General features: G+C 66.1%; 17 protein-coding genes and 1 tRNA gene. 7 read left to right on the top strand and 11 right to left on the bottom strand.

What is annotated here, in order from left to right; translation table 11 throughout:
• Positions 1–17 precede the first annotated feature (17 nt).
• From HG262_RS13515 to HG262_RS13500, 4 genes are all read right to left on the bottom strand, one after another.
• Complete coding sequence (locus HG262_RS13515) at positions 18–935, bottom strand: ABC transporter permease (protein ID WP_169271513.1); 918 nt, start codon at positions 933–935, stop codon at positions 18–20.
• Between the two features lie 6 nt (positions 936–941).
• The gene (locus tag HG262_RS13510; RefSeq protein ID WP_169271512.1) at positions 942–1,919 is read right to left on the bottom strand and encodes an ABC transporter permease; all 978 of its coding nucleotides are present in this window, start codon (positions 1,917–1,919) and stop codon (positions 942–944) included.
• A 44-nt stretch (positions 1,920–1,963) separates the two neighbouring features.
• Positions 1,964–3,595: an ABC transporter substrate-binding protein gene (locus HG262_RS13505; RefSeq protein ID WP_169271511.1), complete on the bottom strand. Its 1,632-nt coding sequence runs from the start codon at positions 3,593–3,595 to the stop codon at positions 1,964–1,966.
• Positions 3,596–3,686: 91 nt separating this feature from the next.
• Positions 3,687–4,658: a succinylglutamate desuccinylase/aspartoacylase family protein gene (locus HG262_RS13500; RefSeq protein WP_169271510.1), complete on the bottom strand. Its 972-nt coding sequence runs from the start codon at positions 4,656–4,658 to the stop codon at positions 3,687–3,689.
• 180 nt (positions 4,659–4,838) lie between these two features.
• Here HG262_RS13500 and HG262_RS13495 point away from each other — a divergent pair, with 180 nt between their 5' ends.
• On the top strand, positions 4,839–5,759 hold the full coding sequence (locus HG262_RS13495; RefSeq protein ID WP_169271509.1) for a LysR family transcriptional regulator: 921 nt from the start codon (positions 4,839–4,841) through the stop codon (positions 5,757–5,759).
• A gap of 84 nt (positions 5,760–5,843) precedes the next feature.
• Here HG262_RS13495 and HG262_RS13490 read toward each other — a convergent pair whose 3' ends face one another.
• The 3 genes from HG262_RS13490 to HG262_RS13480 all read right to left on the bottom strand — a co-directional run bounded on the left by HG262_RS13490 (position 5,844) and on the right by HG262_RS13480 (position 9,108).
• Positions 5,844–7,457, bottom strand: a complete 1,614-nt coding sequence (locus HG262_RS13490) for an ABC transporter substrate-binding protein (protein ID WP_169271508.1) — start codon at positions 7,455–7,457, stop codon at positions 5,844–5,846.
• Positions 7,458–7,863: 406 nt separating this feature from the next.
• On the bottom strand, positions 7,864–8,097 hold the full coding sequence (locus HG262_RS13485; RefSeq protein ID WP_169271507.1) for a hypothetical protein: 234 nt from the start codon (positions 8,095–8,097) through the stop codon (positions 7,864–7,866).
• 150 nt (positions 8,098–8,247) lie between these two features.
• Positions 8,248–9,108 carry an NAD(P)H-hydrate dehydratase gene (locus tag HG262_RS13480; protein WP_169271506.1) on the bottom strand — a complete coding sequence of 287 codons (861 nt, stop codon included), beginning with the start codon at positions 9,106–9,108 and terminating at the stop codon, positions 8,248–8,250.
• 114 nt (positions 9,109–9,222) lie between these two features.
• On the opposite strand from HG262_RS13480, the gene HG262_RS13475 reads away from it, so the two are divergent.
• Positions 9,223–10,056: an enoyl-CoA hydratase/isomerase family protein gene (locus HG262_RS13475; RefSeq protein ID WP_169271505.1), complete on the top strand. Its 834-nt coding sequence runs from the start codon at positions 9,223–9,225 to the stop codon at positions 10,054–10,056.
• Between the two features lie 51 nt (positions 10,057–10,107).
• Here the strand turns inward: HG262_RS13475 and HG262_RS13470 are convergent, their stop codons facing one another.
• Positions 10,108–10,845, bottom strand: coding sequence for an enoyl-CoA hydratase-related protein (locus tag HG262_RS13470; protein ID WP_169271504.1), 738 nt, complete (start codon positions 10,843–10,845; stop codon positions 10,108–10,110).
• A complete protein-coding gene (locus HG262_RS13465; RefSeq protein ID WP_169271503.1) occupies positions 10,842–11,813 on the bottom strand; it encodes a nitronate monooxygenase family protein in 972 nt (323 codons plus the stop codon). The genes HG262_RS13470 and HG262_RS13465 overlap by 4 nt, the downstream gene beginning before the upstream one ends.
• 205 nt (positions 11,814–12,018) lie before the next feature.
• On the opposite strand from HG262_RS13465, the gene HG262_RS13460 reads away from it, so the two are divergent.
• The 4 genes from HG262_RS13460 (at position 12,019) to HG262_RS13445 (ending at position 16,972) form a co-directional block, all read left to right on the top strand.
• On the top strand, positions 12,019–12,642 hold the full coding sequence (locus tag HG262_RS13460) for a TetR/AcrR family transcriptional regulator (RefSeq protein ID WP_169271502.1): 624 nt from the start codon (positions 12,019–12,021) through the stop codon (positions 12,640–12,642).
• A gap of 96 nt (positions 12,643–12,738) precedes the next feature.
• On the top strand, positions 12,739–13,887 hold the full coding sequence (locus HG262_RS13455) for an acyl-CoA dehydrogenase family protein (RefSeq protein WP_169271501.1): 1,149 nt from the start codon (positions 12,739–12,741) through the stop codon (positions 13,885–13,887).
• 236 nt (positions 13,888–14,123) lie between these two features.
• Complete coding sequence (locus HG262_RS13450; RefSeq protein WP_169271500.1) at positions 14,124–15,353, top strand: CaiB/BaiF CoA-transferase family protein; 1,230 nt, start codon at positions 14,124–14,126, stop codon at positions 15,351–15,353.
• Positions 15,354–15,418: 65 nt separating this feature from the next.
• Positions 15,419–16,972: a 3-hydroxyacyl-CoA dehydrogenase gene (locus HG262_RS13445; protein WP_348984390.1), complete on the top strand. Its 1,554-nt coding sequence runs from the start codon at positions 15,419–15,421 to the stop codon at positions 16,970–16,972.
• Positions 16,973–17,053: 81 nt separating this feature from the next.
• On the opposite strand, the gene HG262_RS13440 is transcribed toward HG262_RS13445, so the two are convergent.
• Positions 17,054–17,977 carry a c-type cytochrome gene (locus HG262_RS13440; RefSeq protein WP_169271498.1) on the bottom strand — a complete coding sequence of 308 codons (924 nt, stop codon included), beginning with the start codon at positions 17,975–17,977 and terminating at the stop codon, positions 17,054–17,056.
• 231 nt (positions 17,978–18,208) lie between these two features.
• Between HG262_RS13440 and HG262_RS13435 the strand changes: the two genes are divergently transcribed.
• Positions 18,209–18,283: transfer RNA gene (locus HG262_RS13435), tRNA-Arg, on the top strand.
• Between the two features lie 475 nt (positions 18,284–18,758).
• Here HG262_RS13435 and HG262_RS13430 read toward each other — a convergent pair.
• Positions 18,759–19,508, bottom strand: a complete 750-nt coding sequence (locus HG262_RS13430; protein ID WP_169271497.1) for a class I SAM-dependent methyltransferase — start codon at positions 19,506–19,508, stop codon at positions 18,759–18,761.
• Between the last annotated feature and the right edge of the window lie 398 nt (positions 19,509–19,906).

The raw sequence follows: 19,906 nt of genomic DNA, 5'->3' as shown, positions 1-19,906 counted from the left end.
CGCTTCGGGGGTGGGCGTCATCGTTTGGGGTCCAGGCTTTCACGCAGACGGTCGCCCACGATGTTGATGGAAAGGATCAGGACCAGCAGGGCGATGCCCGGGAACAGGCTGATCCAGTAGTCGCCCGACAACAGGTATTGGAAACCGTTGGAGATCAACAGGCCCAGCGACGGCTCGGTGATCGGCACGCCGACCCCCAGGAAGGAAAGCGTCGCTTCCAGCGCGATCGCGGTGGCGATCTGGATGGTGGCGAACACCATGACGGGGCCCAGGCAGTTGGGCAGCAGGTGGTAGACCATGATGCGCCAGGCCGGGTACCCCAGGTTGGCGGCGGCTTCCACGTATTCCTTGCGGCGTTCCTGCAGCGCGCGGCTGCGCATGATGCGGGCGTAGTGGCCCCATTGCACCAGCACCAGCGCCAGGATCACCTTGTCGACCCCGCGGCCCAGCACCACCAGCAGCACCAGCGCTACCAGGATGGTCGGGAAACCCAGGATGAAGTCGACGATGCGCATCAGCACGGTATCGACCAGGCCGCCGACATAGGCGGCGACCAGACCGACCGCGCCGCCGACGGCGGTGGCCAGCACGACGGCGGACAGGCCCACCATCAGGCTGATGCGCAGGCCATACAGGATGGCGCTGAGCATGTCGCGGCCCTGGTCGTCGGTGCCGAGCCAGGCGATGCTGCCGTCCATCAGCGCCTGGCGCGGCGCCAGGCGGCCGTCCATCAGCGACAGGTTGGCCAGGTCATACGGGTTCTGCGGCGCGAAGTAAGGGGCGAAGATCACCAGGACCACCAGGATGGCCAGCGCGATCGCGGAGCCGCGCACCGTTGGGCGCGCGCGCAGTTTCTTCAGGATGGAGGCGCGTTGCGGCGTCTCAGCCAGAGGCTGGACGGTGCGGGTGCGGCCGGGATTGGGAGAGTTAGCCATGGCGGATTATTGAGCGGGGGTCACGAGCTGCACGCGCGGGTCGAGCGCGGCGTACAGGATGTCCACAACCAGGTTGATGACCACGAAGATCAGGGTGACCAGCATCACGTACGCGACCACCACGGGGCGGTCCAGCTGGTAGACGCTGTCGATCAGCAGCTTGCCCATGCCCGGCCACGCGAACACGGTTTCGGTGATGGTGGAGTAGGCGATCAGGCTGCCGAATTCCATGCCGATCACGGTCACGACCGGGATCAGGATGTTGCGCAGGATGTGGCGGCGCACGATGCGGCCCGGTTTCACGCCCTTGGCGCGCGCGAACTTCACGTAGTCCTGGCTGCGGGCCTCGACCACGCCGGAGGCGGTCAGGCGCAGCACCAGCGCGATGTTCGCCAGCGCCAGGTTGATGGCCGGCATGATCAGGTGCGACCAGCCGTCGGCGGTCAGGATGGACAGACGCACGCCCAGCACGGTAACGGTGTCGCCGCGCCCGGTGGCCGGCAGCCAGCCCAGCCAGACGGCGAACAGCAGGATCAGCATCATGCCCTGCCAGAAGTTCGGCAGCGAAAAGCCCAGCACGGACGACGCCATGATGCCGCGGCCCAGGTAGTCGTCGCGGTACAGGCCGGCGACCAGCCCCAGCGGGATGCCGATCACACAGGTCAGCATGATGGCCACGAAGACGAGTTCGAACGTGGCGGGGATGCGTTGCACGATCAGTTCGACAGCGGGAATGCCGTGCACGAAGGAGGTGCCCAGGTCGCCGTGCAGCGCGCGCCACAGGAACCCGGTGTACTGCTGCCACACGGGCAGGTCCAGGCCCAGGCGGGCGATCATCGCCTCGCGGGCGGCCTGGCTGGCTTCGGGGCTGACCAGCAGTTCGATCGGGTCTCCCACGGCGTACACCGCGAAGAAGACGACGACCGATACGGCCAGCAGCACGAACAGACTCTGGATCAGTCTGCGTAGGATGAACAAGGCCACGTGATAATTTCCTTGGTGGGCTCAGGGGTTGCGGGCGCCGCGTGTTACTTGGCGGGCTTGGCCGACATGGCCAGGGTGTACTGATCGGCCCGGCCTTCGTAGGCCAGTCCCTTCTTGAACGCCCAGATACTGCTTTCGAAGTGCAGGGGGATGCTGGGCAGGTCGGCCAGTGCAAGGGTCAGGGACTGTTGCAGCAGCTTTTCCCGCTCGGCCGGATCCACCGTCACCAGCGCGCGCTTGAACACGCCGTCGAACTCGGGGTTGTCGTAACCACCGTAGTTGCTGGTGCCCAGGCCCTGCGCCTTGTCGAACCGGGTAACCCAGTATTGTAGGAAAGACGAGGCCTCGCCGGTCTCGGACGACCAGCCGCCCATCGCGAAGCTGAATTCGCGTTTGGCGCGCTTGGGGAAATACACCGAACGCGTCATGGCGTCCACCGTCGTCTTGATGCCCACCCGCGACAGGTACTGCGCGACGGCCTGCGAGATCTGGGCGTCGTTGATGTAGCGGTCGTTGGTGGACGAAACGGCCAGTTCGAAGCCATTGGGATAGCCGGCCTCGGCCAGCAGCTTCTTGGCGCCCTCCGGGTCGTACTTCAGTTCGGGCGGGTGGGGCAAGGTGCCGAACATGCCGTCGGGCAGGAACTGGTTGGCGGGCGTGGCGGCGCCGTCCATGATGCGGGCGGCGATGGTCTTGCGATCGATGGCCATCGAGATGGCGCGGCGCACGCGTACGTCCTGCAAGGGATTCTTGCCGTCGGCGGCCTTGACCGTCGGGCTGGGGCTGCGGGCCACGTCGAACTGGAAATACACCACGCGCACGGATGGCGTGATCACGTAGCCGAAGCCCGGGGTTTCCGAAATGCGCTTCACGTCGCGCGCGGCGGGGTTCTCGATCAGGTCGAAATCGCCGGCCAACAGGCCCGTCAGGCGCGGGCCCGCGGCGGGCACCGGCACCAGCTTGACGGCCGGCCAGGCCGGCTTGTCGCCCCAGTAGCCGTCGTTGCGGGACAGTTCGATGGCGGTGCCTTTCACGTAGGACGTCAGCGTGTAGGGGCCGGTGCCGATCACGTCGCGGCCGCCGTTGAAGTCGGCCACCGTCGGCCAGGGACCCGTCACGCCGCACTTGTTCTTCAGGTCGAACGTAATGGGGCCGTGTTCGACAATGCCGCTCCACAGCATGGCGGTGCGGGTCAGGTCGTTGGGCAAGAGCGGGTAGGGCTTGTGCGTCTTGATGACCAGCGTATTGCCGTCGCGCGCCGCGACATCGGCAAACTTCTGGACGACGGCCGGGTATGAGCCGCCGATGGACTGCTCGTTGTTCATCACGCGGCAGAACGTAAAGATCACGTCCTGCGCCGTGAAGGGCTGCCCGTTTGCGAACTTCACGCCGTCGCGCAGCTTGAATTCCCAGGTGGTGTCGTCGACCGCCTTCCAGGCTGTGGCCAGCCGCGGAATCAGGTTCATCTTGGCGTCCTGCCCCACCAGCGTCTCGAACATGTGCGAGGTCATCGCGTCGTTCGGCGTGGCCTGGTGGTAGTGCGGGTCCATCGACGTGGGCTCGGACGACAGGCCGATCTTCAGGGTGGAAGGCGGGGTCTGGGCCTGGACGGCCGCCGTACAGGCGGCAAGCGTACAGGCCAGCAATGCGCTGCGGGTGAATACCTGGGCTGACATGTTTTTTCCCTAATTGTTATGGGTAGTGCCGGTCGTGCTGAAAGGCGCCTCTTTGGCGGGCGCTGCTCTCGTGTTGAATCAGGGCTGCGGTTCAGGCGATAGGCTGGGCCAGACGGACGACCGTCACGCCGGGCCGCAGGTTCGCGGTGGACGGCATGATCAGCACGCAGTTGTCGTAGGGGGTGGTGACGGCTTCGCCCTCGGACCAGCCGATCACGGTGCCGGCGGCGGCCAGTGTTTCCAGGCCCTTCCAGGGCTCCGCGAAACGGAAGTCGGCGCTCTTGGCGGCGACCGCGTGCGTCACGCGTAGCGCGCGCTGTGCGGGGGCGCCGGGCGCGACCCACCCGGCCGGGATATCCGCGGCGTCGACCGTGCCCGCCTTCAGCAGAAAGCGCGCCATCTGGTCGACGGCCACGCCGCGCGCCTCGGGCGCGCCATGGAAGCCGCATTCGATCAACAGGGAACGGGTGCCGTTGTCGCCGGCTTCGCCGAAGCGGCCGTAGTCGCGCATGCGCACGCCCGCGGCATGGCCGGCGTCGGCGATGAGGGTGGCGGGGTTGCCCAGCGCAAGCGCCAGGTCGATATTGCGCTGCTCCATGCCGGTCAGCTGCAACGGCACGTCGGAATTGCTCATGGAATGGAAGTCCAGCAGCCAGTCGGCCTGTTCCACCCAGGGGCGGATTTCCGCGGCGCGGCGGCGTTCCTGGCTGATCGGCAGGGCCAGCTTGTCATCGCTCCAGACGCGGTTCATGTCTTCGTCGACAAAGCGCGCGGGGGCATAGTTGGCGGTGTCGAAGCGGTCGAACGCGGCCAGGTTGCAGAACGCCAGCGTCAGCGATCCGCGTCGCGGCCGCAGGCCGGCGGCCAACGCTTCCTTCAGTGCCCAGGCGCCGCATAGCTCGTTGCCGTGGATCAGTGCGCTCAGCATGACGCGCTTGCCCGGCACGCCCGAATCGAAATGCCAGACGCCCGGGGTATCCGTATTGCCCAGGCGTTCGGCTGACAGGTCGGGACAGGCAAGCAGGAAAGGACGCGGACGGGGCGCGGATGAGGACGTGGGCATGGGAACTCCGATGAAGCGAGGGGATTGTATAGGGGTTGGGGCCAGGCGAGCTTCATTCGCGCATCGGTGCGATGCGGTCCCCGCGAATTCTAGGAGTTTGGCAGCTTTCTCTACAATTAGAATATTTATCGGCAGCTTTGCTGAAAAGGCAAAGGTCTGCGGTTGGCAACGGGGCTGAACATGCACGGAATCGCCTTGAAGTACTTTCTGGAGGTCGCCCAAGCGGGCAGCCTGAGCGGCGCCTCCGAGCGCCTGCATGTGGCGGTGTCGGCGATCAGCCGTCAGATCGCCAAACTGGAAGAGGAGGCGGGCGCGCCGCTTTTCGAGCGCGCCGCCCGGGGCATGGTGCTGAGCCAGGCGGGCAAGCTGCTGCTGGCGCACGCCCGGCGCACCATGCTGGAGGCCGAATCGGTCCTGCAGGAGATCGCGGCTGCCAAGGGCACGGCGCGCAACGAGATCCGGGTGGCCGCGGTCGAGGGCGTGGCGCGCATTTTCGTGCCTTCGGTGATGGCGCGCTTCCACCAGGAACGGCCGAACATCCGCTTCGACCTGTTCGTGGGATCCCCCGCCGAGGTCAGCCGCCGCGTGGCCGAAGGCGGGGCGGAGTTGGGCATGACGTTCATCGCCGAACGCGTCAACGGGGTCAGCGTGCGGTATTCGCGCCGCGCGCCGGTGCACGCCGTGATGGCGTCCAACCATCCCCTGGCCGGCCGCCGCAGCGTCAGCCTGCAGGACCTTGGCCGCTATCCCCTGGCGTTGACCGGCCAGGGCACCACCACGCGGCAGCTCTTCGAAATGGGTTGCGCGCTGGAATCGGTGCAACTCGACCCGGTGCTGACCTGCAACGACTCTTCGCCCCTGCACGGCTTCGTGTTCGGCACGGACGCCATCATGCTCAGCGGATACATCTCGGTGGCATGGAGCCTGCGGCGCGACGAATTGGTGGCGGTGCCGATTTCCAACGCGGAACTGCAGTCACGAACGCTGCAGATCCAGGTGATGCCGGGGCGGGTGCTGCCGCCCAAGGCGGAAGCGTTCATCGAGCTGCTGTCCCGGGAACTGGACCACGCGCTGGCAGCCGGCCCCGCGATGCGGCCATAGGAAAGCGTCCGGGCCCGCCCTTGCGGCCCGGCGATAAAAAAGCGGCTGCCCGAAGGCAGCCGCTTTTCATTCAGACCGACCTGATCACTTCTTGTCGGGCGTGACCGAGGTGGCCAGCGTGTACTGGTCGCGGCGGCCTTCGTAGGTGATGCCCTTGCGGAAGGCCCAGATGCTGCTTTCGAAGTGCAGCGGGATCAGCGGCACATTGTCCAGCGCAATCTGGGTGGATTCCTGCAGCAGCTTTTCGCGCTTGGGCGCGTCCACCGTCACGATGGCCTGCTTGTACACCTTGTCGAAATCGGCGTTGGAGAAGCCGCCGTAGTTACTGGTGCCCAGGCTCTTGGGCGAATCCAGGGACGCGACCCACAGCTGGAAAAGCGCCGAGGCTTCACCCGTTTCCGCCGGCCAGCCGCCCATCGAGAAGCTGAACTCGCGCTTGGCGCGCTTGGGGAAGTAGATAGAGGCCGTCATGGCGTCCACGTTGGTCTTGATGCCGACGCGGGCCAGGTATTGGGCCACGGCCTGGGCCACCTGGCCGTCGTTGACGTAACGGTCGTTGGTGGACGACAGCGTCATTTCAAAGCCGTTCGGGTAGCCGGCTTCGGCCAGCAGCTTCTTGGCGCCTTCCGGGTCGTACTTGATTTCCGGGGCCTTGGGCAGCGCGCCGAACATGCCGTCGGGCATGAACTGATAAGCCGGGGTGGCCATGCCGTCCATGATGCGGGCGGTGATCGTCTTGCGGTCGATGGCCATCGAAATAGCCTTGCGCACGCGCAGGTCCTGCAGCGGGTTCTTGCCGTCGGTCGTCTTGACGAACGGGCTCGGGTTGCGGCCCACGTCCGGCTGGAAGAACACCAGGCGGGTGGAGGGCGTGGCCACGAAGCCGAACTTCGGGTTGTCCTTCAGGCGCGGCAGGTCGCGGGCGGCCGGGTTTTCGATCATGTCGAAGTCGCCGGACAACAGGCCGGTCAGGCGCGGGCCGGCGGACGGCACCGGCACGAACTTCACTTCCTTCCAGTACGGCTTGTCGCCCCAGTATTGTTCATTGCGGACCAGTTCGATGCCGGTGCCCTTGACGTAGGACTTCAGCGTGTACGGGCCGGTACCGATGGCATCCTTGCCGTTGTTGAAGTCGGCCACCGTGGGCCAGGCGCCGGTTACGCCGCAGCCCTTCTTCGGGTCGAACGTCAGTTTGCCGTGCTCGACGATGCCGTTCCAGACGATGGGCAGCGAACGGGCCAGTTCGGCGGGCATCAGCGGGAAAGGCTCGCCGGTCTTGATGATCACGGTGTGTGCATCCGGCGTCTGGACGTCGGTGATGCGCTTGGTCATGTCCATGTAGGACTGCGACACGTTGGTTTCGTTGTTCAGCGTGCGGCAAATCGTGAACAGCACGTCTTCGGACGTGAACGGCTTGCCATTCGAGAACTTGACGTCGTCGCGCAGCTTGAATTCCCAGGTCAGGTCGTCCAGGTTCTTCCACGACGTGGCCAGCTGGGGCGTCAGTTTCATGTCGGCGCTGCGGCCCACCAGCGAACTGTAGACGTGCGCGGAGAACGCGTCGTTCTGCGTCATCTTGTGATAGTGGGGGTCCGCCGAAGTGGGTTCGGCCGACAGGCCGATCTTCAGCGTCTGGGCTTGGGCGGCTGCCAAGGGGATGGCGGCGGCCACAAGGGCCAGGGTGGTGCGCAACTTCATGGTGACAACTCCGGATGGATAACGAACCGGATCGTGCCTGAAGAACCACCGGGCGCGCCGGGCGGACAGCGGGTGCCGGCCGGGGGGGCTTACGGTGTTTTGGCGCCAGGCACGACGGCAAGGGGCCGATTATCGGTAGGGGCTTCGCGCGCTGTCAATGAAGAACGGCGAATCGGGCGCTAGGGAAAACGCCGAGAGCAGGGGGGCGGCAGCAAGGCCAGGAGGGCGTCGCGGGGGCTCCCAACAGCATGAATGGGAGCCGGCGCGGCGCGATGGCGCCGGTGAGGGGCGGGCGCCGAAATCCGCCGCACGGGGTGCCTGGACCGGCCAGGCAGGCCATTGCGACGGCAGCGCGCCGGGCGGAATCGCGGGAGATCGGTCGCGATTCAGTCCAGCGCAGCTGGTCTTACCACTGAGAGCCGGAGAAGCGCGAGCTGGCGGCGCGGGCCTTGTTCATCGATTCGTTCACTTCGTCGATGAAGGCAAACACGCTGGCGACAGCGGCGATCACGGTTTGGCCAGCCTTCTTCAGGTTGGTCAGCGGGTGGGAATTCGGTTGGTTCTCGAGAGCGCCGCGGAGCAGGTCGCGCTCCAGCGCGTCGGTCAGGCGGGCAGTGCTATTCAAGGTCAGTTCGCTCATGGTCTTCTCCAGTCCGTTTCGTCTTGGGGTAAACCATTATAGGGATAACCCTAAATTAAAAGCAACGACCTTTTAGGGGAAAACCCTAGTATGTTGTAAAAATGTTTATTCCACGGGGACTTAGCGCCGTTTTGGCTCCGTTCGCGCTTCTCAGCCGCCGTTGCGCAGGGCGCGCGCGGCGTTCGCCAGTTCACCCGCCGTCAGTCCGATCGGACCGATCCCCTGCGTGACCAGCGCATCGGCCGCGGCGCCATGCAACCAGACAGCGCCGGCCACCGCTTGCTCGAACGGCAGCTTCTGGGCGATCAGCGACCCCAGCATCCCGGCCAATACGTCCCCGGTTCCCGCGGTGGCCAGGCCGGGGTTGCCGCTGGTGTTGGTCCGCCGGCTTCCGTCTGGCGAGCAGACGATGGTACCGGCACCTTTGAGCACCACCCAGGCATTGAAACGTTGCGCCAGTTGCCAGGCCGCGCCCCGCCGGTCCGCCTGCACCTGCGCGGCTGTCAGCCCCAAGAGGCGGCCAGCTTCGGCGGGATGCGGGGTCAGCACGACAGGGCCGGGCCCCCAATTGGGCTGGATGTCGCCGTTGGCCAGCAGGTTCAGGCCGTCGGCATCCAGCACCAGCGGGGCTGCATGTCGTAGCACGAACAGTTCCGACAGTATGTTGGCCGCCAGCGCGCCCGTGCCCATGCCGCAGCCGGCGACCCAGGCCGTGATGCCCCAGTCTTCCTCCAGCAGCGACCGGGCGTCGCGCAGCATCAGTTCGGGTTGCAGCGGGTCGCAGGCCAGGGGCGCGGCGTCCTGGGCGAAGCCGACCAGCACCTTGCCGGCGCCCACCTTCAGCGCGGCGCGGCCCGCAAGCAACACCGCGCCCGTCATGCCCGGGCCGCCGCCCACCACGCCCACGGTGCCGAAACTGCCTTTGTGCGTGTCCACACCCCGTGGGGCGAATAGAGCGGGCAGGCTGGCGCGGTCGATGGGGGCGCCGGCGGACGGGGCGGGGGTGTTCATGGGGTGAGGCTCCTTCAGGCTGTCGGCGGGTGGACGCCGATGTATCCACTATAGTTCGCAAAAACGCGCCGGCCTCAGGCTTGCCCCATTGCTAAAGACAACGCGGAGAAGACAATGACTGATATCACGCTGCAACACTATTCGGCCTACGAGTCCCTGAAACTGCGCCGGCATCCCAACGGCGTGCTGGAACTGATCATGGGCGCCAAGGGCGGCGTGCCGGGCAAGCTGTCCACGGCGGACGACCGCATGCACCGCGAACTGGCCGATATCTGGCGCGATATCGACACTGACCCCGACACCCGGGTGGTGGTGATCCGCGGCGAAGGCAAGGGCTTTTCCGGTGGCGGCGACCTGGACCTGGTGCAGCAGATGGCGGACGACTTCGACGTGCGCACCCGCGTCTGGCGCGAAGCCCGCGACCTGGTCTACAACATCATCAACTGCAGCAAGCCTATCGTGTCCGCCATGCACGGCGCGGCCGTGGGCGCGGGGTTGGTGGCCGGGCTGCTGGCCGACATCTCGATCGCGGCGCGCGACGCGCGCATCATCGACGGCCACACCCGCCTGGGCGTGACGGCGGGCGACCACGCCGCCATCGTCTGGCCGCTGTTGTGCGGCATGGCGCGCGCCAAGTACTACCTGATGCTGTGCGAAACCGTCACCGGCGAGGAAGCCGAGCGGATCGGGCTGGTGTCGCTGTGCGTGGACGAAGCCGAACTCATCACCCGCGCCTTCGAGGTGGCCAACAAGCTGGCCGCCGGCTCGCAGACCGCCATCCGCTGGACCAAGTATTCGCTGAACAACTGGCTGCGCATGGCGGGTCCCACCTTCGACACGTCGCTGGCGCTGGAATTCATGGGATTCGGCGGGCCGGACGTGAAGGAAGGGGTCAAATCCCTGCGCGAACGTCGGGCACCCAATTTCCGGCCCGACTCGCCGTTCTGAGTCGATGGGTTGCGCCTGCGGGGCTACCGCGCGCAACCCACCTTCGCGCCGCTATTTCTTGAAGAACTTCGCGAATGCCGCCTGCGCCTCGTCGGTCTGCAGGCGGGCGCGGAATTGCTGGGCTTCGTAGTCCAGCGTTTCCTGGATGGCCTGCCGGTCGGCGCGCTTCATCATGGCTTTGGTCAGGCGCAGCGCGGCCGGCGGCTGGCGCGCCAGGTCGGCGGCGGTGGCTTGCGCCGCCGTGAGTGCCTGGCCCTTGGGCGCAACCGACGTCGCCAGGCCGGCCTCGTGCGCGTCGAGGGCGGAAAACGCCTTGCCCTGCAACAGCCATTCAGCGGCCCGCCGGCCCGCCAGACGGGGCATCAGCAGGCTGGACGCGCCTTCCGGGCACAGGCCCAGCGCCACGAACGGCATGCGCAAGGTGGCGCCTTCGCCGATATGGACGAAATCGCAATGCTGCAACAGGGTCACGCCGATGCCGATGGCGTAGCCCTCGACTGCGGCAATCACCGGCACGTCCGCCGAGGTCAGCGCCCGAAGGAACGTCAGGCCGGCGCTGTCGCCCGCGCCGCGTTCCGCCTGGAAGTCGCGCAGGTCGTTGCCGGCCGTGAAGTGTTCGCCCGCGCCGGTCAGGATCACCGCCGACACCGATGGGTCGCCCGAGGCCAGCGATATCTGCTCGGTCAATGCGGCGTAAGTGGCCGTGTCCAGCGCGTTGCGGCGGTCCTGGCGGTCGATGGTCAAGGTCAGGACGGCGTCCTCGCGGACGACTTTCAGGCCCGCGCTCATGCGTAGGACCTGCCTGCCAGTTGCGCTTTCGCGTCTTCGTACTCGCGGCGCAGCGTGTCGACGATCTTGCGCGTGGGTTCGACGCTGGCGATGCCGCCCACGCCCTGGCCCGCGCCCCAGATGTCTTTCCACGGTTTGACCCGCGACGATCCGAAATTGGACGCGCCGCTATCGGGCTGCGGCAGGTTGGCCGGGTCCAGCCCGGCGGCCGCGATGCTGGCCTTCAGGTAGTTGCCGGGGATGCCGGTGAAGAACGGGGTGTACAGGATGTCGGAGGCGCTGGCGTCGACGATGGCGGACTTGTAGCCTTCGCTGGCGTTGGCTTCCGCGCTGGCGATGAAGCGCGTGCCCATATAGGCGAAGTCCGCGCCCATGGCCAGCGCGGCCAGCACGTGCGCACCGGAGGTGATGGCGCCCGACAGGATCAGCGGGCCGTCATAGAAACGGCGCACTTCGGACACCAGCGCGAAGGGGCTCAGCGTGCCCGCATGGCCGCCTGCGCCCGCGCAGACCAGGATCAGCCCGTCCACGCCCGCTTCCAGGGCCTTTTCCGCGTGGCGGATCGTCGTGACGTCGTGGAATACCTTGCCGCCCCAGTCGTGCACCCCTTTGACCAGGTCGCCGGGAGCGCGCAGGCTGGTGATGATCAGCGGCACGCGGTGGCTGGCGCAAACGGCCAGGTCCTGCTCGAGGCGGTCGTTGGACTGGTGGATGATCTGGTTCACGGCGAACGGCGCCACGGCGGCGCCCGGATTCGCTTCACGATACGAGGCCAGGCCGGCCTGCACTTCGTCCAGCCAATCGGTCAGCAGGCTTTGCGGGCGGGCGTTCAGGGCGGGGAACGACCCCACGATGCCGCTGGTGCACTGGGCAACCACCAGCGTCGGGTTGGAGACGATGAACATGGGGGCGCTGATGACCGGCAGGGACATCTGGCCATACAAATCTGTCACGAGAGAGTGGGGCATAGCGTCGTCGCGTTGTGTTCAGGGTCAGTCCAGATGGGGGCGCCAGCATGCAGGCTTGAGTCCCCGAGGCGGATGTGCCTATAATTACCTACCGACCGTCCGGTAATTAATTAATCTTTATTTAACGGCATGCGCCGAACCGCTGTCAATGGAGGCCCACCCGGCCCCTTGGCCGCCTGCGGCGCAGCCCCTTTGAAAGGCTGCCATGGCGACCTCCGCTCCTCCGGTCCCGAAACGCCCTCGCGCCGGCCGGCCCCCCACGCTGGCGGCCCCGCGCGAACGCATCCTGGAAGAAGCCGCCAAGCTTTTCGCCCAAAGCGGTTACGACGGCAGCTCCGTGTCGGACCTGGCGGCCGCCATCGGCGTGTCCAAGGCGGCCATCTACCACTACTACACCACTAAGCAGGACATCTACGACGCCATCATTCTGGGCGTGTTGAGCGGGCTGACCCAGAACGTGGGCCAGGACGTCGACCGCGCCGAGGGCGCCGCCGCCCGGCTGCGCGCGTTCATGGTCGGCCACGCCCGCTACTTTGAACACCACCACGCCGAATTCGTGACGATGCTGATCGGTTATTCCGGCATGGCCCTGCCTGAACGCGAAGACGCGGCCCGGTTGCGCGATGGTTACGAGAAGCGGCTGCGCGAACTGATCGCGCAGGGCGTGGCGGACGGCACGTTCCGCACGCTGGACGTGGCCGCCACCGGCCGGGCCGTGCTGTCCATGCTGAACTGGATGGTGCGCTGGTACAAGCCGGGCCAGGGCGATAGCGCGGAAACCATCGCCGCCGGCTACTTCGACCTGCTTCTAGGCGGCATGCGCGCCTGAGCGCTGCCGGCCGCAATCCGCGCGATCCCGACATCAAATCCCGCATCAAATTCCCATACCGCATCCCCGCACCGCCTTCTTCTTGAGACTCCCATCATGGCCCTTGACACCGAAACCCTGACCCTGCTGCTGGACGCCGTGCGCCGCTTCGTGCACGAACGCCTGATCCCCGCCGAAGATGAACTGGCTACCAGCGGACAGGTTCCGCCCGACATCGTCAACGAGATGCGTGAACTGGGTCTCTTCGGCCTGTCGATCGCGCCGGAGTTCGGCGGCCTGGGCCTGACGATGGAAGAAGAAGTGCGCGTGGTGTTCGAACTGGGCCAGACTTCGCCCGCGTTCCGTTCGCTGGCGGGCACCAACATCGGCATCGGTTCGCAGGCCATCGTGCTGGCCGGCACGGACGATCAGCGCGCCCGATACCTCCCCAAGCTGGCCAGCGGCGAACTGATCGGCTCTTTCGCGCTGACCGAGCCCGATGCCGGCTCCGACGCGATGGCGCTGCGCCTGTCCGCCGAACGCGATGGCGACGGCTATGTGCTGAACGGCACCAAGCGCTACATCACCAACGCGCCCATTGCCGGCCTGTTCTCGGTCATGGCGCGCACCGCGCCCGAGCGCCGCGCCAATTCGATTTCGTGCTTTCTGGTCGAAGCCGGTACGCCCGGCCTGAGCATCGGCAAGCCCGACAAGAAAATGGGCCAGGCCGGCGCCCTGACCAGCGACGTGGTGTTCGACAACTGCCGCGTGCCCGCCAGCGCCTTGCTGGGCGGCGAAGAAGGCAATGGCTTTCGCACGTCGATGCGCGTGCTGGACAAGGGCCGCCTGCATATCTCGGCGCTGTGCGTGGGCATCGCCGACCGCTTGTTGTCCGACGCCGTCAAGTACGCGATGGAACGCAAGCAATTCGGCCAGCCGATCGCCGAGTTCCAGTTGATCCAGGCCATGATCGCCGACAGCCAGGCCGAGCTCTACGCCGCCCGTTGCATGGTGCTGGATGCCGCCCGCATGCGCGACCGCGGCGAGAACACCACGATGCAGGCCGCCTGCGCGAAGCTGTTCTCGACTGAAATGGTGGGCCGCGTCGCCGACCGCGCCGTGCAGATCCACGGCGGGGCGGGCTACATGTCGGAATATGCGGTGGAACGCTTCTACCGCGACGTGCGCCTGTTCCGCATCTTCGAAGGCACGTCGCAGATCCAGCAGTTGGTGATCGCCCGCGAAACGATCAAGGCCCATTCCTGATGCCAAGCCGGCAGGGGGCGCGTGCGGCTGCGGGTGCCAGCACGCCACCCCTGCCGTACGCGCCCGCGTCCGTGCGCCGGCCGCCCGGCCATGCCGGCGACCGGCCCGGGGCGTGAACGGCTAATATCCCATATGACGCGCTGGCGGCCTGGCCCGCTGGCATGACGGACTCCAGTCTGGCTTGCGCTGGCCGCCAGCCAGACGTTTTCATTTCCCATCTAGCGAAAAGAACACTGATGTCGCAACGTCCCGCTCCCCTTACCGGCATACGCGTGCTGGATCTCACCCGCGTACTGGCGGGCCCCTGGTGCACCCAGAACCTGGCCGACCTTGGCGCCGAAGTGATCAAGATCGAACGCCCCGGCGCCGGCGACGACACGCGCGCCTGGGGTCCCCCCTACCTGAAGGACGAAGCGGGCAACGACACCACGGAAGCCGCTTATTACCTGTCCGCCAACCGCAACAAGCTGTCGGTGGCGCTGGACATCGCGTCGCCGCGCGGCGCCGAGCTGGTGCGTGAGCTGGCGCTGCAAAGCGACATCCTGGTCGAGAACTTCAAGGTGGGCGGGCTGAAGAAATACGGCCTGGACTACGAAAGCCTGAAGGCCATCAACCCGCGCCTGATCTATTGCTCGATCACCGGCTTCGGCCAGACGGGCCCGTATGCCAGCCGCCCCGGCTACGACTTCATGATCCAGGGCATGGGCGGGCTGATGAGCATCACCGGCGAACGCGACGACCTGCCCGGCGGCGGCCCGCAAAAGGCCGGCGTGGCGGTGGCCGACCTGATGACCGGCATGTATTCCACCGTGGGCATCCTGGCCGCGCTGCTGGAACGCGCCAACAGCGGCCTGGGGCAGCACATCGACATGGCGCTGCTGGATTGCCAGGTTTCGATGCTGGCCAACCAGAACCTGAACTTCATGACCTCGGGCGTGGCGCCCAAGCGCGCGGGCAATGCGCACCAGAACCTGGTGCCCTACCAGGTGTTCGCGGCGGCCGACGGCCATCTGATCGTGGCGGTCGGCAACGACAGCCAGTTCCGCAACTACTGCGGCGCGATCGGCCTGCCCGAACTGTCGGCGGACCCGCGTTTCTCGACCAATCCGCAGCGCGTGAAGAACCGCGCGGAGCTGGTGCCGCTGCTGACCGAACGCATGGCCACCGGCGCGCGCGACCACTGGCTGGCCGCGCTGGAAGCCGTGGGCGTGCCGGCAGGCCCCATCAACACGCTGGACCAGGTCTACGAAGATCCGCACGTGTTGGCGCGCGCCATGAAGCGCGAACTGCCGCACCCGGCCGCCGGCCGCGTGCCCATGGCGTCCAGCCCGCTGAAGTTCTCGGACAGCCCGGTCGAGTACCGTCGTCCGCCGCCCATGCTGGGCGAACACACCGCGCAGGTCCTGGCTGAAAAGCTGGGGCTGTCGGCTGAAGACATCCAGGCGCTGGCCCAGAGCCAAGCTTGAGCGGAGGCGGAGCGGCGTAGCGCCGCTCCGTTCTCCCTGCGCCCCGCCATGCCGCGGCGCACACGATCCATTCCAATAAAGGCAGGAGAAAGTTGATGACGGAGATTCAAACCATCGGCGTCGTGGGCGCCGGGGCCATGGGGCGCGGCATTGCGCAGATCGCGGCACAAGCCGGTTTGCGCGTGCGCTTGTACGACACTAGCGCCGACGCCGTCGCCGCCGCGCGCGAGTCGCTGCGCCAGACGTGGGACAAGCTGGCCCAGAAGGGCAAGATCACCGCCGCCGACGCGCAAGCGTCGCTTGAGCGCGTGGAATCCGCCACGGCGCTGACCGATATGTCGGCGTGCCAGTTGGTGGTGGAAGCCATTGTCGAGCGCCTGGACGTCAAGCGCGATCTGTTCGCGGCGCTGGAAGGCGTCGTGTCGGAAGACTGCATCCTGGCGTCGAACACGTCGTCGCTGTCCATCACCGCCATCGCCGCCGCCTGCAAGCGTCCGCAGCGCGTGGTGGGTTACCACTTCTTCAACCCGGTGGCGTTGATGAAGGTGGTGGAAGTGATCGACGGCCTGCGCAGCGCGCCCGAAGCCGGCGACGCGCTGGCCGCGCTTGCCCGCCGCATGGGCCACACGCCCGTGCGCGCCAAGGACATGCCCGGCTTCATCGTGAACCACGCCGGCCGTGGCATGAACACCGAAGGCCTGCGCGTGGCCCAGGAGGCCGTGGCCACCTTCGCCCAAGTCGACGCCGTCATGCGCGAGCAGGCCGGCTTTCGCATGGGCCCGTTCGAACTGCTGGACCTGACCGCGCTGGACGTGTCGCACCCGGTGATGGAGTCCATCTACCGCCAATTCTTCGACGAGCCGCGTTTCCGCCCGTCGCCGATCACCACGGTGCGCCTGGCGGGGGGCCTGATCGGCCGCAAGGCTGGCGAAGGCTTCTATGTCTACGCCGATGGCCAGAAGCAAGTGCCCGCCGAACCGCCCGTGCCGGCGCTGCCGGAAGGCCTGAAGGTGTGGGTCAGCCCCAAGCACGCGGAAGGCTACGCACGCGCCTCGGCGCTGGTCGAGAAGCTGGGCGCGACGCTCGTGACGGGCGCCACGCCCGACGCCGATGCGCTGATCATCGTCACGCCGTTCGGCGACGATGTCTCGACGTCGGTGTCCGCGCAGGGCCTGAACGCCGCCCGCACGGTCGGCCTGGACACGCTGTACGCGTTCGACGGCGCCAAGCGCCGCACGGTCATGGTGTCGCCAGCGACCGAAGGCAAATGGCGTGACGCCGCCCACGCGCTGCTGGCCGCCGACGGCGTGCCGGTGACGGTGATCGAGGACTCGCCGGGCTTCATCGCCCAACGCATCGTGGCCATGATCGTCAATATCGCCAGCGATATCGCGCAGCAGCAGATCGCTACGCCGGAAGACATCGACCAGGCCGTGACGCTGGGCCTGGGTTATCCGGTGGGCCCGTTGGCGCTGGGCGACAAGCTGGGCGCCGACCGCATCCTGGAAATTCTGAAGAGCATGCAGCGCGTGACGGGCGACCCCCGCTATCGCCCCAGCCTGTGGCTGCAGCGCCGCGTGCAACTGGGCTTGTCCCTGCTGAAGTCGTCGGCGGAATAAAACCCTACGGGATGCCGGCAAAAAATGCCGCAAAAAAAGCCCCTTGAGCGATCAAGGGGCTTTTTCCTGGGCGCGCCGGAATTACTTGGCCGCGTCCACCATGTATTGCACGGCCGCGCGGATGTCGTCTTCCGAGGCGTTGGCCGCGCCGCCCTTCGGGGGCATCGGCGGTTTGCCTTGCATGGCGACCTTTACCATGGCGTCCATGCCGGTCTTGATGTACGGATCCCAGGCGGCCTTGTCGCCGAACTTGGGTGCGTTCGCCACGCCGGTGGCGTGGCAGGCGAAACAGACGCTCTTGTAGAGCTTTTCGCCAGCCGGGTTGACGGCGGCGGCCTGAGGCGCGGCGGGCGCGGCAGCGGGAGCCGCAGCAGCCGGTGCCGCAGCAGCCGGGGCAGCCGCGACGGCCGGTGCGGCCGCAGCAGGTGCTGCTGCGGCAGGCGCGGGCGCGGCAGCAGGTGCCGCATCCGCTTCCTTCTTCGCGCCTTCCTCGGCGGGAGCCGCAGGTTCGGGCAGCGAAGCGCCGGACTTGTTGGCCATGTAGACGACCGCGCGTGCGACTTCGTAGTCGGACAGCGTGGGGTTGCCGCCCTTGGCGGGCATGCCGCCCTTGCCGTGCAGGGCCACGTTCAGCATCGTGTCGTAGCCGGACTTGATGAACGGCGCCCAGGCCGCGTTGTCGCCCATCTTGGGTGCGCCGGCGATCCCGGCGGTGTGACAGGCCGTACAGACCGCGGCAAACACCTGTTCGCCCGTCTTGAACACCTTGGGCGCGTTGGCGTCGACCAGCGCAAAACCCGCGACCGGCGCGATGCGCTTGGTGACGGCTTCTTCAGTCAGGGTATCGGACCCGGCGCCGACCTTGGTGCCGGAGACCACCATGTTCACCAGGAGGATGATGATGGCGATTGGGATCACGAAAGATAGGACGATCGTGACGACCAGTTGCTTGGGGGTCTTGATGGGGGAGGCGTGCTCTTCTATGTGTTCCTGCTCGTTGCTCATGACCAAATCCTGCTAACGGGTGGGGCGCCTGGCGGCGGCAACAGAAAATCAGTAACTGCACAAATCGGCGAACCCGTGACGCATCCGCCTGCAAGCAAACGCTGGATTATATAACGGTGTCAGGGACCCTCGTCCAATGACTGTCCCGGGGTTTTCGATGAGATTGGCGGAAGATTTGATCCACTTCATGCACGCTATTGAAAACTAGGTACAATGTCGCCTCCTTGCGCTGCGCCCGTAGTTCAATGGATAGAATGAGAGTTTCCGAAGCTCTTGATACAGGTTCGATTCCTGTCGGGCGCGCCAACAAATCAAAGACCTACGTTTTTTTGGGCCCCCTTTGGGCCCAAACCGCGCAAATTAGCGCGAGTTCTTTGGAGTGCTCTACGCCTCCGAAGTTGGCAAATGGCCGGCATACAGAGCAGCCATTTTCGCCTTCCCCCCCTGGTTGGATTCGCCGTCGATCCACTTGGCGTAGACGCGGAAGAGCATCTGCGCGTTCTTGTGACCCATCTGGCGGGAAAGATACCCAGGATTCATTCCGGCATGCAGGCCGAGCGTGGCATACGTATGCCGGGTTTGGCGTGCGTCTCGATCCCGGATTCCGAGGGCGGAGAGCGTTGGGCGACGTCTCGCAAGTGCGCGGTCCATCCGGATTTGTTGTTTACCATTAGCGCATGGTAAGCCGTAGCACCGCTGACTCAAGTACTCGGCCGGTGATCTGGGCTGCCGGGGTACTGGTAGACGTGAGCTCGGATGTCGGCCGGGCGTTGCTACGGTATCAGCGCCGGGCTTCGATCAGGTGACGGGTCGAGTGCGCCACGAAAGGCCGCCCTTCACGCATCTGGCGATCCAGCGCCTGCAAGGCATCACGGTACTTCTCTACCGAAAAGTCCGGCACCCACCACACACACTTGCGAAGAATCCAGACAACCGCGCCCACGTCATGGAATACCATGCGGCAGCGTGCCGTGCGCAAATCCGTCACGGTCAGCCCTGCGGCTTGGGCGGCTGCGGCTTCTTCCTGCGGATCGCGCTGGCGCCTTTCGCGCGGCAGCGGTCCCAGGAAATGCTCGATCAACTCAAATGCCGACGCCGGCCCCACGTGCTGCCCAAAGTAATGTCCGCCCGGCTCCAGCACACGATGGATTTCTCCCCAATGGGGGAGCACGGGATGGCGCGACGTGACCAGCGCAAACGATGCATCAGCGAAAGGCAGCGCGGCATCGCTCGCTACCTCCACCACCTGCACGCCACGAGCGCCGAGCCGTTCACGTGCCTTTTGCACATTGGGTAGCCAGGCTTCGGTCGCCACCATACGTGGCGGAAATCGCTCGGCCTCGGCCAGTACCTCACCGCCGCCAGTGTCAAGGTCAAGCGCGGACTCCACGCTGGCCAGCCGCTGCGCAAGCAGCCGGGCATAGCCCCAAGACGGGCGCTCCTCGCTGGCCCGCCTGGACAGCCAATCGAAGCCCCAGCCGCTCACGTCTGCCGCTTTGGCTTCAGCCACCAAGGCTTCAAAGGGTTTCATTCACTCTCCCGGTTCGATGCGACCAGCCGACAGAGGCGGCGCGCTCTGCTCAGTTTACTGGCCGATGCGCTCGCATCAGACACTTTCCTCATCTTCTAGTAATGCGTGCTGCGCGCATGATGGCTTTCATGATCTGGCGATCCGTCAATCGCGACTACGTCGTCCTGTAGACCTCCTCAACGAGAAAAGTCCCCTGTCTGACGACAGCGCTGATGCGCGGGAATTACCTATGGAGCAACGCAAGCAGCAATAAAAACTCGGAATCGTCCGGGTGTTTTTCGCACGGCAAAAACATAAGCTTCGTCCTCACAACATTCCCCGTAACCCCGCAGGCTTGATCATCGGGTGAATGTTGTGCCGGCCACAATTTCAGCCGACTGCCTTTAATCCCACACCCC

The organism is Achromobacter sp. Bel, from assembly GCF_012928505.1.
Taxonomy (GTDB): Bacteria; Pseudomonadota; Gammaproteobacteria; order Burkholderiales; family Burkholderiaceae_B; genus Achromobacter.
The sequence above is the reverse complement of the archived record's forward strand: the minus strand, read 5'-3'. Positions and strand labels throughout refer to the sequence as shown.